This is a genomic window from Idiomarina seosinensis (assembly GCF_044797955.1).
GTDB classification, from domain to species: Bacteria; Pseudomonadota; Gammaproteobacteria; order Enterobacterales; family Alteromonadaceae; genus Idiomarina; species Idiomarina seosinensis_A.
This window is the reverse complement of the sequence record NZ_CP085211.1, coordinates 1035780-1051590: the sequence shown is the minus strand read 5'-3', so window position 1 is coordinate 1051590 and position 15811 is coordinate 1035780. Positions and strand designations below refer to the sequence as shown.

At 49.6% G+C, this 15811-nt stretch carries 16 protein-coding genes; 3 read left to right on the top strand and 13 right to left on the bottom strand.

The window, feature by feature from the left end:
• Nucleotides 1-16 precede the first annotated feature (16 nt).
• Genes LG288_RS05000 through LG288_RS04990 form a run of 3 tightly spaced genes read left to right on the top strand, consistent with a single transcriptional unit; the run spans nt 17 to nt 2062 of the window.
• A complete protein-coding gene (locus LG288_RS05000; RefSeq protein WP_404402639.1) occupies nt 17-736 on the top strand; it encodes a sulfite exporter TauE/SafE family protein in 720 nt (239 codons plus the stop codon).
• A 22-nt stretch (nt 737-758) separates the two neighbouring features.
• Nucleotides 759-1052: a hypothetical protein gene (locus LG288_RS04995; protein ID WP_404402637.1), complete on the top strand. Its 294-nt coding sequence runs from the start codon at nt 759-761 to the stop codon at nt 1050-1052.
• Nucleotides 1053-1063: 11 nt separating this feature from the next.
• Nucleotides 1064-2062 carry a branched-chain amino acid aminotransferase gene (locus tag LG288_RS04990; protein WP_404402635.1) on the top strand — a complete coding sequence of 333 codons (999 nt, stop codon included), beginning with the start codon at nt 1064-1066 and terminating at the stop codon, nt 2060-2062.
• Nucleotides 2063-2065: 3 nt separating this feature from the next.
• Here the strand turns inward: LG288_RS04990 and LG288_RS04985 are convergent, their stop codons facing one another.
• The 13 genes from LG288_RS04985 to lepB form a co-directional block, all read right to left on the bottom strand.
• The gene (locus LG288_RS04985) at nt 2066-2752 is read right to left on the bottom strand and encodes a hypothetical protein (protein WP_404402633.1); all 687 of its coding nucleotides are present in this window, start codon (nt 2750-2752) and stop codon (nt 2066-2068) included.
• The gene (eno, locus tag LG288_RS04980) at nt 2706-3998 is read right to left on the bottom strand and encodes a phosphopyruvate hydratase (RefSeq protein WP_404402631.1); all 1293 of its coding nucleotides are present in this window, start codon (nt 3996-3998) and stop codon (nt 2706-2708) included. Before eno ends, LG288_RS04985 begins: the two co-directional genes overlap by 47 nt.
• 25 nt (nt 3999-4023) lie before the next feature.
• Nucleotides 4024-5661: a CTP synthase gene (locus tag LG288_RS04975; RefSeq protein ID WP_404402629.1), complete on the bottom strand. Its 1638-nt coding sequence runs from the start codon at nt 5659-5661 to the stop codon at nt 4024-4026.
• Between the two features lie 100 nt (nt 5662-5761).
• A complete protein-coding gene (locus LG288_RS04970) occupies nt 5762-7165 on the bottom strand; it encodes a TrkH family potassium uptake protein (RefSeq protein ID WP_404402627.1) in 1404 nt (467 codons plus the stop codon).
• Nucleotides 7132-7923, bottom strand: coding sequence for a nucleoside triphosphate pyrophosphohydrolase (mazG, locus tag LG288_RS04965; RefSeq protein WP_404402625.1), 792 nt, complete (start codon nt 7921-7923; stop codon nt 7132-7134). The genes LG288_RS04970 and mazG overlap by 34 nt, the downstream gene beginning before the upstream one ends.
• A gap of 5 nt (nt 7924-7928) precedes the next feature.
• On the bottom strand, nt 7929-10112 hold the full coding sequence (relA, locus tag LG288_RS04960) for a GTP diphosphokinase (RefSeq protein WP_404402624.1): 2184 nt from the start codon (nt 10110-10112) through the stop codon (nt 7929-7931).
• 3 nt (nt 10113-10115) lie between these two features.
• Nucleotides 10116-11456: a 23S rRNA (uracil(1939)-C(5))-methyltransferase RlmD gene (rlmD, locus tag LG288_RS04955; RefSeq protein WP_404402622.1), complete on the bottom strand. Its 1341-nt coding sequence runs from the start codon at nt 11454-11456 to the stop codon at nt 10116-10118.
• Between the two features lie 13 nt (nt 11457-11469).
• Nucleotides 11470-11847: a holo-ACP synthase gene (gene acpS, locus LG288_RS04950; RefSeq protein ID WP_404402620.1), complete on the bottom strand. Its 378-nt coding sequence runs from the start codon at nt 11845-11847 to the stop codon at nt 11470-11472.
• A complete protein-coding gene (gene pdxJ, locus LG288_RS04945) occupies nt 11847-12575 on the bottom strand; it encodes a pyridoxine 5'-phosphate synthase (protein ID WP_404402618.1) in 729 nt (242 codons plus the stop codon). The genes acpS and pdxJ overlap by 1 nt, the downstream gene beginning before the upstream one ends.
• Nucleotides 12576-12584: 9 nt before the next feature.
• The gene (gene recO, locus LG288_RS04940; RefSeq protein ID WP_404402616.1) at nt 12585-13283 is read right to left on the bottom strand and encodes a DNA repair protein RecO; all 699 of its coding nucleotides are present in this window, start codon (nt 13281-13283) and stop codon (nt 12585-12587) included.
• Nucleotides 13284-13285: 2 nt separating this feature from the next.
• A complete protein-coding gene (era, locus tag LG288_RS04935; RefSeq protein ID WP_404402614.1) occupies nt 13286-14233 on the bottom strand; it encodes a GTPase Era in 948 nt (315 codons plus the stop codon).
• Nucleotides 14230-14919, bottom strand: a complete 690-nt coding sequence (gene rnc, locus LG288_RS04930) for a ribonuclease III (protein WP_404402612.1) — start codon at nt 14917-14919, stop codon at nt 14230-14232. Before rnc ends, era begins: the two co-directional genes overlap by 4 nt.
• The gene (lepB, locus tag LG288_RS04925; RefSeq protein ID WP_404402610.1) at nt 14916-15773 is read right to left on the bottom strand and encodes a signal peptidase I; all 858 of its coding nucleotides are present in this window, start codon (nt 15771-15773) and stop codon (nt 14916-14918) included. The genes rnc and lepB overlap by 4 nt, the downstream gene beginning before the upstream one ends.
• Nucleotides 15774-15811 lie beyond the last annotated feature (38 nt).

The window sequence follows — 15811 nt, the reverse complement described above, 5'->3', positions numbered from 1 at the left end:
GATCACACACAGAACGATGGAATACTTTCTTGCCGGCGTCATCATGTTTTTCGCTACCACCTTGCAGGGTATCAGTGGCTTTGGTTCGGGCCTGGTTGCTGTGCCAATTCTGGCCCTGTGGTTTCCATTAACCACGCTGACACCCAGTTTGTCGGTCATCAATATTTTTGTCGCGGCATTACTTTACTGGAAAAACCGCCAGGCCGCGCGCCCCTGGCAATGGAAATGGCTTATTCTGGCCGGCGTTATAGCGTCTTTAGTGGCCGGTAGTTTACTGGTGAATATTAATGAACAGGCGCTTAAGTTTGCGCTGGGCTTGTTAATTGTTGTGGTTGCCTTAATCCTCGCCAGTGGCCGACAACTGCCCACCGCTGAACATACCCTGGGACACCTTGGCGTTGGCACCGGCGCCGGCATATTGAATGGCCTGATGACCTTAGCCGGCCCGCCAATTGTTTTATTTTTAGCGAATGCACGGTTACCCAAGGTACAATTTAGAGCGACTTTAAGTTTATTCTTTTGCAGTATCGCGATTGCCAATGTCGTCAATTTTTCCCGCCAGGGTCTGTATGATTTCCACCATGGCTACCTTATTTTAATTTTACTACCAAGCGCCCTGCTCGGGGCAGCTCTTGGGCAACGACTACAACATCATGTTTCGGAACACCGCTTTCGTCAGTTAACCATTGGTTTAATGCTGTTGTCAGGTATCATAGTAAGCCTGCAGAGTCTGTAAAATATAAACCACAGGAGCGATCATGCCGGCTGAGTTACTGGTTGTGCTGTTAAACTTAATCATTATTCTTGTCAGTTATTTGCACCTGTACCCCCGATTTGCCGGTCAAAGCTTAACCCAGCTGGCCATTTATGATGTATTCGCTACCGGTTTAGCGTTATTTATCGTCGGCTTTAAGTACTGGGGTACCGGCTACCAATTTTTGTTAATGGGTTTTAGCTTGAACTGGTTTTGGTACACCTTGATTGTTTATTTACTGCTGGAAATACCCGTAGTGCTTTGGTACTGCAAAAAACACGACATAAAATTTAAATAGAGGATAAAAACATGGCTGCCTTTGGAACAGTTTTTATGCCAAAAATGAGTTTGGCGACCTACCAGAATGAGCAATGGTTATCGGCGGGACTGGTCGACTCTGAATCCATTCAGCTGCATCCCGGCGCTCACGTACTGCACTATGCCAGCACCTGTTTTGAAGGCTTAAAGGCATTCCGTCATGGCGATGGCAGCGTCAATATTTTCCGCATGCAGCAAAATATCCGGCGGATGGCGCAAAGCAGTCGGTTGCTCGCACTGCCTGAAGTTGATGAAGCTTTGCTGGAACAAATGATTTTGCAGGTAGTCGAGGCATTTTCTGAGCAAGTGCCTTCACCACCGGGTTCTATGTATATCAGGCCCACCCACATTGGTACCGAACCTGCTATCGGCAAAGCCGCTCATCCTACTCACAGTTCGATGCTGTATGTGCTGTTGTCACCGGTCGGCGATTATTTCTCCGGTGGTATAAAGCCACTTAAGCTGCAAATTGAAGAGCAGGGCTCTCGTTGCGCAGCACACATGGGAATGGCGAAAGGCGGCGGCAACTATGCCAGCGCCCTGGGACCCATCTTACGGGCTCGGGAACAATATCAGGCAGACCAGGTGTTGTTCTGTCCGGGTGGCGATGTGCAGGAAACCGGAGCTGCTAACTTTTTGCTGATCGATGGCGACGAAATCATTACCAAAGATCTGGACAGCAGCTTTTTGCACGGGATTACCCGCGATTCGATTTTAACCTTGGCTGGTGATTCCGGCATGACCGTCAGTGAACGTGAATTAAGCGTTGATGAATTGATTGAACGGGCTCAAAAGCCTGAGTGCGAAGCGGCGCTATCAGGCACTGCAGCGGTGCTGACGCCGGTCGGCAGCTTAGTCCGCGACGGTCAGTTAATAACCGTTGGAAATGGCCAGGACGGACCGACAACCAAACGCTTGCGTGAACAGCTAAATGCCATCCAATGGGGGCAGCAGCCTGACGACTATGGCTGGCTAACACACGTTAGCTAGTTTTTAGCGGGCAATCGACAAAGCGACCTGAAACTTTTTCCAGTCCAGGGTCGCTACTAATAAAAGTTCTCTCAGTGTTAAAGTGCGGGGATTAATTCGGCGCTTATGATTCCACTGATGGCCGCAACTGGCGGCTGTCATCACGCGCTTATTTGGCTTCAGTAACGTTTCTGAGGGGGGTTCACCATCACCACTGAAATTAAACCAGCCACGATAATTCAAGTGAACGCGGTTATACTGAGCGTCTACCCGGTCGATGCTGTCCAGAAAAATCGTTTTAAGCTCGGCGGTTTGATAGGCAACCGGCACCACCAGACCGAGCGCAGCGTGTTTTTTAAACCACTGCTGCTGAGTTTTGACTGTTTGACCCGACAGCGGATTAACAGGGCATTTGCTGGCTTGCGTCGCCTGCCAGCTGGCGTTCTGCACATCCAGAGACAATGGCGCTTCCTGCTCGGCACGCAAACAGCCATGGGCAGCCCGCTGAATATAGAAAGGTAAACTGGCCAGCCGGCGCTGCAATGCCCTAACGGGCATATCCTCAATCTGCGCTAGTTGATTCACTTCCCGTTCGTACAAAGCAACACACAGCTCGGCAAAATCGCCGTGCTGTGCGATAGGCTGAAAAATATCAGTCTGTTGCTTAACCAGCGTTGACTTCCTGTCGGCCGCGGTAAGGCGCTTTGTCATTCAGATCGCCCTCAATACGCAAAAGTTGGTTGTACTTTGCAACGCGGTCAGAACGACAAAGTGAGCCGGTTTTTATCTGACCTGCTGCTGTTCCTACCGCTAAATCAGCAATAGTAGCATCCTCAGTTTCGCCGGAACGGTGCGAAATTACCGCACTATAACCCGCATCGCGAGCCATCTTAATGGCCGCCAGAGTTTCTGTCAGACTACCAATTTGATTAAACTTAATCAAAATCGAATTAGCAATGGACTTGTCGATACCTTCCTGCAGGATTTTGGTATTGGTAACAAACAGATCATCGCCAACCAACTGAACTTTATCACCAAGCTTTTCAGTCAGTATTTTCCAGCCGTCCCAGTCACTTTCATCCAGACCATCCTCAATCGAAATGATTGGATAACGATCACACAGCTCAGCCAGATAATCAGCAAATTCACTGGCGTTAAAAGACTTGTTCTCGCCGGCTAATACATACTTGCCGTTTTTATAAAACTCAGAAGCAGCGCAATCAAGGGCTAAGGTAATGTCTTTACCCATTTCATAGCCAGCGTTTTCAACTGCTTGAACTATCACTTGCAGCGCTTCTTCGTTGGAAGAAAGATTCGGCGCAAAACCACCTTCATCACCCACCGCGGTGCTGAGACCTCGTTCCCGCAAAACCTTTTTTAGCGCGTGAAAGACTTCAGCGCCCATGCGCAGCCCTTCTTTAAAACTTTCAGCGCCCACGGGCTGAATCATAAACTCCTGAATATCAACATTGTTATCAGCGTGCTCACCGCCGTTCAGGATGTTCATCATGGGTAATGGCATACTGTATTGGCCGTCACTTTGGTTAAGCCGGGCAATATGTTCGTACAGGGCAATATCCTGGCTTGCCGCAGCCGCTTTGGCCACCGCCAGGGAAACCGCTAAAATAGCATTGGCGCCCAGTTTCTCTTTACTGTCAGTACCATCCATACGCAACATCACATCATCAATGGCCTGTTGATTTCCGGCATCCTGGCCGCGTAATGCTTCGGCAATGGCTTCATTAATGTTGGCAACCGCTTTTTCAACACCTTTACCCAGATAACGTGATTTGTCACCGTCACGTAATTCCAACGCTTCTCGTGAGCCGGTTGAAGCGCCGCTGGGTGCTGCGGCCCGGCCCATGTGGCCGGATTCCAGGTAAACATCGGCTTCAACCGTAGGGTTACCGCGTGAGTCCATTATTTCTCGGGCAATAATTCGGGAAATCTTGCTCATTATTTTGTCCTGTCCTTTAGTTCAATTAACCTAAGCGTTGTTTTTTATGTTGACCCGCAGCTTCAATAAAGCCTTTAAATAACGGGTGCCCATCGCGCGGCGTCGAGGTAAACTCGGGATGGAACTGCACCGCTACAAACCAGGGGTGGTTCGGGTTTTCGACAATTTCTACTAGTTTTTTATCATGAGAGAAACCGCTGATTTTTAAACCGGCCTGTTGCAGTTGTTCCAGGTAATGGTTATTCACTTCGTAACGATGGCGGTGACGCTCTTCTATGGTGTTGGCGCCATACATTTGCAGCGCTTTGGTATCAGGCTCCAGGTAGCATTCCTGTGCGCCAAGGCGCATGGTCCCACCCATATCTGAGTGCTCATCACGTAACTCTTTTTGCCCCGAAGCGTCCATCCATTCAGTGATCAAGCCTACTACCGGATATTGGGTGTCAGTATCAAATTCGGTACTGTTAGCATCGGCCAGGCCAGCAACGTTACGGGCGAATTCAATTAAAGCGACCTGCATGCCAAGACAAATCCCCAAGTAAGGAATGTCATTTTCACGCGCATAGCGGGCGGCAATTAACTTACCTTCAATGCCCCTGTCGCCGAAGCCACCAGGTACCAGAATAGCGTCCACGTCGGCTAATTTTCCGGTGCCTTTAGATTCCAGATCCTGCGCATCTATGTATTGTACGTTAACCGTCAGACGGTTTTTTAAGCCTGCATGGGCTAAGGCTTCATTAACTGACTTGTACGCATCCGGCAATTCAACATATTTGCCGACAAAGCCAACCGTTACTTCGCCGTTTGGATTAGACTCCTGATATAAGACTTGCTCCCATTCGCCCAGGTCGGCTTCCGGGCAGTCAAGCCGAAAACGGTGTGTAACTATTTCGTCCAGTCCCTGCGATTTCAACATTGACGGTATTTTGTAAATGCTATCAACATCACGTAAGCCGATAACGGCTTTTTCTTCAACGTTGGTGAACAAAGCTATTTTCGAGCGCTCAGAGGCAGGTAAGGAGCGATCCGAACGACAAATCAAAATATCCGGCTGAATCCCGATAGAGCGAAGCTCTTTTACTGAGTGCTGAGTGGGTTTCGTTTTGACCTCGCCGGCGGCACCTAAAAACGGTACCAGCGTCAGGTGCATAAACAACGTGTGGTCACGGCCAACCTCGGTACCAAGCTGACGAATGGCTTCTAAGAACGGCTGCGATTCGATATCACCCACTGTTCCGCCGATTTCAATGATAGCGATATCGGCGCCTTTACCACCCTCCACGATCCGACGTTTAATTTCGTTAGTTATGTGCGGAATAACCTGAATGGTAGCACCTAAAAATTCACCTTTACGTTCGCGTCGGATAATATCTTCGTACACCCGTCCTGCGGTAAAATTGTTATGGCGTGTCATTCGGGTACGGATAAACCGCTCGTAGTGACCCAAGTCCAGGTCGGTTTCTGCGCCGTCAACGGTGACAAAGACTTCACCGTGCTGGATCGGACTCATTGTGCCGGGATCCACGTTAATATAGGGGTCGAGTTTAAGGATGGTTACGTTAAGGCCCCGTGCTTCAAGAATTGCTGCTAAAGAGGCTGCAGCAATGCCTTTACCCAGCGAGGATACCACTCCGCCGGTTACGAAAATATAATTTGTCGCCATGTGTTACCCAGTTGGTCAGGTCAGTGTAGGGAATGCTTTAAGACGGGAAAATAGTATACCGAAAGAGCCAGGGTACGACAAATAAAAGTCAGCCCCTGACTCAACCAATAGGAATTTCTGCATCGGGGTAGCGCACTTTCTTTTTCTTCGGCTTGGCCAGCATATAACCTAGGGTCAATGGCCCGATCCGACCAAAAAACATAAGAAACATAATCAATAGTTGGCCGAAGGTGTTGAGATCATCGGTTACTCCGCGTGATAAGCCCACGGTACCAAATGCCGAAACCACCTCGAATATCCCGTCAATAAAGTTAATCTGGTGGGTCGAAACCAGCAAAAAGAAGCTAACCCAAATCAACATCACCGCCATAACCACCAGAGAAAAAGCTTTATGAATGGTGTGCTCAGGAACTGCCCGTTCAAACAAGCGCACATCTTTACGCTGCCTGAAAAACGAGTAGGTTGACATAATCAGCACGACGAACGTCATTAGCTTAATGCCTGAAGCGGTACTTAATGATCCGGCACCGACAAACATCAGCAGCAGAGTCATAACGGTTGAGCCATCGCTATAGGCACTGGTATCGACCGTATTGAAGCCTGCAGTGCGTGGTGTTGTGGCCTGAAACCAGCCGGCCAGCAGTTTTTCGACGGCGTTTAAGGGTCCCAGCGTCTGAGGGTTATTCCATTCCAGCAGTAAAAACAGCATCAACACAATAATGTTAATAATTACCGTGCTGGCTATCATTAATCGGCTGTATAAGCTGAGCTTATGCCACCGCCGATGTTTGTATAAATCCATCCACACAACAAAACCCAGCCCGCCGCTAATAAATAACGCGGTAATGATTAAGTTGATCGCCGGGTCGCCGACATACGCCATTAAACTATCGGGGGATAAGGCAAAACCTGCGTTGTTAAAGGCCGATACAGCATAAAAGAAACTGTGAAATAATGCATCGCCAAAATCCATCGGTCCGAACCAACGTAAAAAGAGCAGCAGCATACCGATACTTTGCACAATCAGTGTGAACAGCAATACCGACTTAGCCGTTGAAACAACGGTTGTTAGTTTGGTTTGATTAAATGCTGTGGCTGCCACCTGCAAGTGAAAAAAGCCCAATTTGCCGCCAATGGCAATTAAAGTCAGCACAGCAAAGGTCATTAGCCCCAGCCCGCCGAACTGAATCAGTATCGCAATGACAATTTGCCCGAACAGGGTAAAATCTGAACCTGTCTCTACCACAATCAAACCGGTTACCGTTACCGCCGAGGTAGCCGTAAAAAGCGCTTCCATAAGGGTAATAGAAGTGGGTGTAGCGAAAGGTAACTTGAGCAGCAAAGTACCCAATAGAATCATCACAAAAAAGCTCAGTGCCAGCGCGCCCGGGGGGCTAAGATTAAGGTGACCTGAGCGGGTGTTGACTATTTTCCTTAAGATAATGGCATCCCTCTGATAAAAAAGCAGCGCTAAAGCAAACCGGCTTTTTTGGCTTGCTGCCAAAGCGCTTCCAGCTCCTGCAGACTGGAGTCGCCGGCCTGTTTATTCTGCTGGCTAAGAGTTTGCTCTATATGCTGGAACCGGCTTTTAAATTTTTCGTTGGCGCGCTGCAGAGCGCGCTCCGGATTAACCTGTTTGTGGCGAGCTAAATTTACCACAGCAAACAGCAAGTCCCCTACTTCCTCTTCAATGTGCTCTTGTTCTGTGGCGTCTTTTACTTCCTGAATTTCTTCTTCAATTTTAGCGTAAACCGGCTCGGCTTCAGGCCAGTCAAAACCCACCGATGATGCACGTTTTTGTAGTTTAGCCGCTTTTAAAATGCTCGGTAGCTGGCTTGGTATATCATCAAACACTGAGCCCCGGGCATTCTTTTTAGTACGCTCCTGCTGCTTTATCTGCTCCCACTGTGCTTTTATTTCGGCATCGGATAAATTACGTTCAGCATCTGTTCCAAACACATGCGGGTGACGATGTATTAACTTATTCGCGGTATGTTCGGCAATATCATCAAAGCTAAACTCACCCTGCTCGTTAGCCAGTTGCGCGTAAAAAACAACCTGAAACAGCAGGTCGCCAAGCTCATCTTTAATAGCCGCCATATCGCCCGACTGAATCGCATCAACCACTTCGTAGGTTTCTTCGATAGTATAAGGCAATAACGACTCAAAACTTTGTTTTAAATCCCATGGACAGCCATTATCCGGATCCCGCAAGCGCTGCATTACGCCCGTTAATGCGCCAATTCCTTTAAATTCATTCATACCGGTTAAACTCGTTGTACCTGCTCAACACCATTAACTTGTCGCAGTCGTTGACTGATACGCTGCAGACTCTCATTATCTTTAACTGCCAGTTGCAACAATATAGTAGCTGTTTGTGAGCTACTATTGGTGTCACTGTCCATTTGCAGCACGGCGGCCTTTTCGTTTGATAAAATACTGGTGACATCGTGTAACAAACCATTGCGGTCCAGCGCAGAAATTCGCAGCCCGGCCCGGTAATCCTGTTTAGTCTGCCGTGACCAGCTGACATCTATTGCGCGTTGTGGGTGTTGCGTCAATAAGTTAGCCAGTTGTTCACAGTCACGATGGTGCACTGATACCCCACGACCCTGAGTAATAAAGCCCATGATAGGCTCACCCGGCAAAGGCTCACAGCATTTGGCAAATTGCATCATCAGGTTGCCGATACCCTCAATTACCACCTCAGAGGTCCCGGCTAATTTGCGCTTGCCCGCCTTACTGCGTTTTTTTAGTTGCTCAACTTTCTCCGCTTCGCTGGTCTGAGGTTTTATTTGATTAACCACCGGCTGTAAGCGAACATCACCCGCTCCGATAGCGGCCAGTAGATCATCGAGACTGCTGACATTAAAGCGCTCCAGTTGCAGTTTTTTACTGACTTTAGCCAGATTTAACTGCAACTTACTGAGCTCAGCTTCCAGCAATTCTTTACCGGCAATAATATTTTTATCGCGATCCTGCTTTTTAAAATAGGTATGAACTTTCGCCCGCGCTCGCGACGAGTGCAAATAACCCAGCTGCGGATTAAGCCAGTCGCGGCGCGGTGTCGAGGTTTTTTGCGTTAATATTTCTACGCGGTCACCGTTTTGCAGCTGATAGGTAAAAGGGACGATGCGCCCATCAATTTTTGCGCCAACACAACGGTGTCCAACCTGGCTGTGAATATAATAAGCAAAGTCCAGTGGTGTTGAGCCTGCCGGTAGATCAACCACCTCGCCTTTGGGCGTGAAAACGTAAACCCGATCTTCAAAAACCTGGGAACGAATTTCATCCACCAGACTATCGCTTTCGGCCATATCTTCATGCCAGTCCAGCAATTTTCGCAACCAGGCTATTTTTTCATCAAATCCGTGGCGTCTGCCGGCCGCAGCCCCTTCTTTATACATCCAGTGAGCCGCTACGCCCAACTCGGCGTCATCATGCATCTCGTGACTACGGATCTGAATTTCGACATTTTTTTGATCCGGACCAATCACCACCGTATGAATGGACTGATAACCGTTAGGCTTTGGTGTAGCAATGTAATCATCAAACTCTGCTGCCAGATGCCGCCACTGAGTATGAACCACCCCTAACGCCGCATAGCAGTCCTTTAACGAGTGGGTGAGAATACGCACTGCGCGGATATCAAACAGCTGATCAAATTGCAGATGCTTTTTCTGCATCTTGCGCCAGATCGAGTAAATATGTTTCGGGCGGCCATAAACGTCAGCCTCTATTCCCTGCTGCTCTAACATTTGCTGCAGTTTATCGACAAATTCAGTAATGTAGTTTTCTCGATCTAGCCGACGTTCGTCCAGCCGTTGGGCAAGATTTTTATAAGTAGCCGGATGCAGATACCGAAACGAGATATCCTCCAACTCCCATTTCAGCTGGCCAATACCCAGTCGGTTAGCAAGGGGCGCATATATCTCGGCACACTCTTTTGCCGCCAGCACCCGAGTTTCTTCATCGCTTTCTTTTACTTCACGTAAAAAGCAGATGCGCTCGGCTAGTTTAATTAAAACAGCACGGACGTCCTCCACCATAGACAACAGCATGCGGCGCACATTATCAATTTGTACGCTGTCCGGCTGACCATGCTGAAAGTGCTGTAAATCGGAAATGCTTTGCATCTGCTGCACGTTCCGCAAAAGCCCCTGCAGGCTGGCCGGATGACTGCTTTCTAATTGTCCTAAAGGAAACGCACCGGCTTCTAGCAAGGGGGTAAACAACGCAGCCAGCAAAGACTCTTTATCCAGGTTTAGTGGCGCCAGGATTTCCACCATCTCACGGCCTTTCAGTAAGGCCTGGGGGTACTCGGCGTAACGCTGCTCAAGCCACTGGGCCTGCTGCCGTAATTCTGCGGGATCAGCGACATCATGCAGCCAGTGTTGCTGGCCGTCCTGGTATTGCGGATCATCGACATGAGTGCTGCGGACATGGACCATTAGTTACGCCACTCTCTCAAAATAGACCATGGTTTCAATGTGATGGGTTTGCGGAAACATGTCAACTAGCCCAAGTGTTTTTATCCGGTAGCCTGCCTGCACCAGCCACTCGCTGTCGCGGGCGAGGGTGACAGGGGCACAGGAAACATACACAATGCGTGCTGGCCTTTGCTCAGCCGCGATGGACATCACCGCCCGGCAAACAGCTTCAGCGCCGGCACGAGCAGGATCTAACAACCATAAGTTAGCTTTGTAAGCTGCCAGCTGTCGGGCGGTTATCTGAGTTAAGTCGACGGTTTCTGCTGTCAGCTGAGTTAATCCGGCCTGATCAGCGCTGTAGCTAAGCTTTTCGGTCATAGCCGCAACGCCCTCAATAGCGACTACCCGCGCAGCGCGGCGCGCCAGCGGTAAACTGAAATTACCTACTCCGGCGAATAAGTCCAGCACGGTATCGTCACGGCCGGGCTGCAGCCACTGCAGGGCCTGCTCCACCATTTTCTGATTGACGTTTTCATTAACTTGTAAAAAATCACCGCCGGCAAAATAAAGGCGATCGTCATCAATACTCAGATCAAAGCATTGTTGTTGTGGCTGCAGCGGTATCACGTCGGTATCATTCTGCAGCCAAAACTGTACCTTGTACTGTTTAGCGAAGGAGACCAACTGCTGTTGTTGAGCTGCCGATAAGGACGCCGTTAGCCGTAAAACAACCTGTACCTTATTCACCTCGATTAGTTCAACATGCCCAAGAACCGCACCAATCCGGCTTGAACCAAGCAACTGCCTGAGCGGCACCAACAGACGGGACAAAGATTCAACCAATACTGGACATTCATCGATAACCGTCACTTTTTTACTTTGCGGTGGACGAAAGCCCAACCATAACGAATCATCATTACCATGCCATTTAACCGCCAGCCGGGCTTTTCTGCGGTAGTGCCAGTGTTCGGCATACACTATCGGCTGCCAGTTCAATTGCTCTGTCAACCCGGCAAATTTCGCCAATAGCTCGGTCACCGTTGTTTGTTTGTGCTGCTGTTGTCTGGTGTTGTTCAGATGCTGCATGTCACATCCGCCGCAGCGGACATAGTAAGGACATGGGGGTTGTTGGCGTTCCTCAGCAGTTTGCTCTATGGCCAAAAGTTCGGCCTGATACTTTTTAAGCGGCCGGAAGCGAATTTGCTCGGTGGGTAATACCTGTTCGATAAAATAAACCGCATTGTCATCAGCGCGAACCACGCCCCTGCCTTGATGATCAAGAGCTGTTACTACACCCCGCTGGACCGGTTTCTGTCGCCTTGCGGACGCAGTCGCTTTTGGCTTCGGCTTAAAAAATTGTGCCATGCTGGATTACCTGTCAGCGCTCAAGTAGGACAGTTGCAACCGCATAATGCTGCTCGTCACTAATGGTTAGCAAGGCCTGCGACAGCTGCAGCTCGCTATACCAGTCTGCGGCAGTGCCACTAAACGACCATAACGGCCGGCCGTGCTCATCGTGGCACACTTCCATATGCTGAAACGACAGGCCGGACGCTATACCCCGACCAAAAGCTTTGGCGCAGGCTTCTTTTGCGGCAAACCGCTTAGCTAAAAAATGTGCAGGACGCGGGTTTTGTGCCAGTTGACGCTGTTCAGCCTCAGTTAAAATCCGCTTCACCAGGCTTTGCCCACGATCCAGTGAGGCCTGCATACGGTCTACCTGAACAATATCGGTCCCAATGCCAAAAATGGGCATCAGCGTGCTCCGTTTAATATCTGTTTCATGTCCCGAACCGCTGAGTCCAGACCGACTAATACGGCCCGGCCAATAATGGAGTGGCCAATATTCAACTCTTCCAGCTGCTCAATTTGCGCGATCGCCAGAGTATTATGATAGTGCAAACCGTGACCCGCATTCACCTGAATACCCAGGTCGGCTGCATAAACCGCTGCCTGGCGAATTTTCTCCAGTTCTGATAACTGCTGTTGCTGTGTTTCCGCGTCAGCATAATGGCCTGTGTGCAGCTCAATGATTGGCGCGCCGGTGGCCTTTGCGGCATCAATCTGTTGTTGATTCGCATCAATGAACAGCGATACTGCGATGCCTACCGTACTCAGACGCTCAACCGCCTGGGTCACAGCCCTTTGTTGCCCTTTAACATCAAGGCCGCCTTCTGTGGTTAACTCGGCGCGTTTTTCCGGTACCAGGCAGCAATAAGCCGGTTTAGTTCGCTCAGCAATAGCGAGCATTTCCTCGGTAATCGCCATTTCCAGGTTCATCGGAACATTCAGCGTTTGCTTTAACAATTCGACGTCACGGTCAGTGATGTGACGGCGGTCTTCGCGCAAATGGATAGTAATCCCATCGGCACCAGCCTGCTCAGCGATTGCGGCTGCAGCAACCGGATCCGGATAACGAACGCCACGGGCGTTGCGCAAGGTTGCGATGTGATCAATATTAACGCCCAGTCTTAAATTTTTCATAACCTGCTCCTAACGACGAAACAATTCCCGCGAGCGCAATGGCTTGTTACCAAGATGGATTGCCAAAGCTTCGCGCATGATTAACTTACACGCTTTTCGTTGCTCTGGATTTAAATCGTCCTGCAATAAATCAATCTGACCGAGGGACATAATAATGTCCGACGGCCAGGCTGTTACCCAGGTGTTTCGCTGGTTTTGCACAAAGCCCGACTCGGGGTCAAAATAGCTGACCCCATCCGGCTGCAGTGGCTGCCCGCTTTCTGCATCATGCAACCAGTCAAAGGTTGCGCCCAACTGCCTGAGTAACTGCCATTCAAACCAGCGCAGCAGGCTTTCGATATCGCGCTGCGAGCTGAGTTGCTGCAAAACCAGCTGATAGGCACAGAAAATTTCACTGGCATCATCTTCAAGTGGTAATAAGCGTTGCAGCAGTTCGTTGATATAAAAGCCACTGTATAGCCGTTTACTGGTCAGCGGAAACGGAACATCAGTGGCTTCGGCCAGGGTCAGGGTTTTTAGGTCGCTTCGGCCGACAAAATCTACCGTTAAGGGGGTAAACGCCTGTAAAATGGCCCGCCAGGAACTTTTGGCTCGCTTTGCTCCCTTGGCGATGACCCGCAGCCGCCCTTCCTGCTCAGTGATCAGGTCGACCAGCAAACTGGTTTCCTGGTAGTCTCGCCGATGCAGGACAAAGGCCGCTTGTGGCACGCTTAATCCTCGCGGTAACCCAGACTTTTCAGCGCCCTTTCATCGTCAGACCAGCCCGATTTAACTTTGACCCAGAGTTTTAGCAGGACTTTATTATCCAGTAATTTTTCCAGGTCCCGCCGGGCTTCGGTGCCAATGGTCTTTAATTTACTGCCGCCTTCTCCAATAACCATGCGTTTCTGGGCGGCGCGCTCGACTAAAATCAGCGCATGGATATGCGTAGTACCTTTTTCCGACTGCCCAAACTGCTCAATTTCGACGGTTGTTTCATAGGGCAGCTCTTCACCGGTAAAGCGCATCAGCTTTTCCCGGATAATTTCAGCGGTCATAAAGCGCTGGGAGCGGTCTGTGACATAATCAGCCGGATAAAAATGATAACCCGGCTGCAGATAACTTTTAACAATGTTGCGAAGCGCCTCAATGTTATCACCCTGAGTGGCTGATATCGGCAACATATCGGCAAATTCGCGCTGCTCACTTAACCACTGCAAGTGCGGTAACAAACGGCTTTTATCTTTTAACTGATCCACTTTGTTGACTAACAAAACAACCGGTCGTTGAGTGCGCTGCAGTTTTTCCAGGACCATGCGGTCATCTTCAGTCCACTTGGTGTTTTCTACAACAAACAAAACCAAATCAACATCGTTAATGGCTGCCGCCGCCGTTTGATTCATTACCCGGTTAATGGCTCGTTTTTCCTGCAGGTGCATACCCGGTGTATCCACATAAACCGCCTGGCAGTCACCCTGGGTGTCAACTCCTAGTATGCGGTGGCGGGTGGTTTGCGGCTTATTCGAGGTGATACTGACTTTTTGCCCCAGCAAGTAATTCAGTAAAGTCGACTTACCAACATTAGGCCGCCCGACAATAGCAACAAAACCGCAGTGTTTATTTTCATCAACCAGGCCGTCATGACCCAGTGACTGTTTTAACATTTCATCCAGATTCATAACCATTCCTGCAATTGTTCCAGTGCTGCTGTAGCAGCCGCCTGTTCAGCTTTACGGCGGCTGGTTCCGGTACCTAAAAATGGATCTTTTAAACCCTCGACACGGCAAGTTACCGTAAATTTTTGATTATGAGCCTGCCCCTGAGTTGCCACCACATCGTAATCGGGTAATGGTAACTGGCGTGCCTGTAACAATTCCTGCAAACGAGTTTTCGGATCTTTTTGGCTAACGCCGGGCTTAATTTCATTAAGTTGTCCGGCAAACCAGCGCAGCACCATCTGCTTTACGGTAGCCATGTCACTGTCAAGGTAAACCGCTCCGATAATCGCCTCCATGGCGTCAGCGAGAATCGATTCGCGCCGGTAGCCACCGCTTTTCAATTCGCCCTGACCCAGCCACAAATAGTCGCCGACTTCTTGATCGCGCCCTAGCCGGGCTAGTGAACGACCGCAGACAATGGCCGCTCGCATCCGGCTCAAATCACCTTCAGCGACTTGCGGAAAGCGTTCAAATAATGCCTCGGCGATAACCACACCAAGGATCGAGTCGCCGAGAAACTCTAAACGCTCGTTGTGCTGTGCGTGGGCGCTGCGGTGGGTCAGCGCCTGTTTTAGCAGATCACGCCGGCTAAAACGGTAACCAATCGTTTGTTCCAGCTTTTCTAACGGGGGCTTGGGTAAACTCACTCAATTGTTCCTAATCGTTCAAATCTGATGCCGGTGGGCACCCAACCCGGCAATATACTGTCCTGGCTACGATCCATCTCAAAACTCATCCAGATAAATACAGCCTTACCCACTAAATACTCATCAGGTACAAAACCCCAGTAGCGGCTGTCCTGTGAGTTGTCGCGGTTATCGCCCATAGCGAAATACTGGCCTTCGGGGACAACAAACTCACCGTCACGAGTGCCGGGCTGCTGGTAATATAACGGGGTTCGCGGGCTTACCCGCGGATCCAGTAAGATACTGTGGGACAGCTCGTCAATGTCGACCACATATTCTTTTAATGAACTGCCTCCGGAAAAGAAGCTGTCGCCGTTGTTAACCTCTGTCTGAGTAATTTGAATCGCATCACAAAATTCACCGGCCTCACACTTGGGCTGAATGTATAATTTTTTGTTGCGATACACCAGGCGGTCGCCCGGCAAACCAACGATGCGTTTAATATAATCGACCTCCGGCTGTAACGGGTATTTAAACACCGCTATATCACCACGCTCCGGCTCGCCGGTATCAATAACCTTAGAGCGAAAAAGCGGGTCTTTTATGCCGTAGGCGAACTTCTCAACTAAAATAAAGTCGCCTTTTAGCAGGGTCGGCATCATCGATCCAGAGGGGATTTGGAAAGGTTCGTACAAAAAGGAGCGCAGAACCAGTACCGCAGCCAGCACCGGGAACACCGACTGGCCAAACTCAGTCACTGAGTTTTGCGCTTCGCCCTCTTTGCGGCGTGGTTTCAACACCAGCGCGTCAAACAGCCAAAGCAGGCCTGCTGCCAGGGTAACCAGCGTCAATAAAACTGAAAAATAGTTGGCCATTGCCAATACTTCCTGTGGTTAATTATTATCTTTAACAA

Bases quoted from the DNA above. Each gene is read 5' to 3' on its own strand.
- LG288_RS05000 (WP_404402639.1), top strand. From the start codon at position 17: ATGGAATACTTTCTTGCCGGCGTCATCATGTTTTTCGCTACCACCTTG.
- LG288_RS04995 (WP_404402637.1), top strand. From the start codon at position 759: ATGCCGGCTGAGTTACTGGTTGTGCTGTTAAACTTAATCATTATTCTT.
- LG288_RS04990 (WP_404402635.1), top strand. From the start codon at position 1,064: ATGGCTGCCTTTGGAACAGTTTTTATGCCAAAAATGAGTTTGGCGACC.
- LG288_RS04985 (WP_404402633.1), bottom strand. From the start codon at position 2,752: ATGACAAAGCGCCTTACCGCGGCCGACAGGAAGTCAACGCTGGTTAAG.
- eno (WP_404402631.1), bottom strand. From the start codon at position 3,998: ATGAGCAAGATTTCCCGAATTATTGCCCGAGAAATAATGGACTCACGC.
- LG288_RS04975 (WP_404402629.1), bottom strand. From the start codon at position 5,661: ATGGCGACAAATTATATTTTCGTAACCGGCGGAGTGGTATCCTCGCTG.
- mazG (WP_404402625.1), bottom strand. From the start codon at position 7,923: ATGAATGAATTTAAAGGAATTGGCGCATTAACGGGCGTAATGCAGCGC.
- relA (WP_404402624.1), bottom strand. From the start codon at position 10,112: ATGGTCCATGTCCGCAGCACTCATGTCGATGATCCGCAATACCAGGAC.
- rlmD (WP_404402622.1), bottom strand. From the start codon at position 11,456: ATGGCACAATTTTTTAAGCCGAAGCCAAAAGCGACTGCGTCCGCAAGG.
- acpS (WP_404402620.1), bottom strand. From the start codon at position 11,847: ATGCCCATTTTTGGCATTGGGACCGATATTGTTCAGGTAGACCGTATG.
- pdxJ (WP_404402618.1), bottom strand. From the start codon at position 12,575: ATGAAAAATTTAAGACTGGGCGTTAATATTGATCACATCGCAACCTTG.
- era (WP_404402614.1), bottom strand. From the start codon at position 14,233: ATGAATCTGGATGAAATGTTAAAACAGTCACTGGGTCATGACGGCCTG.
- lepB (WP_404402610.1), bottom strand. From the start codon at position 15,773: ATGGCCAACTATTTTTCAGTTTTATTGACGCTGGTTACCCTGGCAGCA.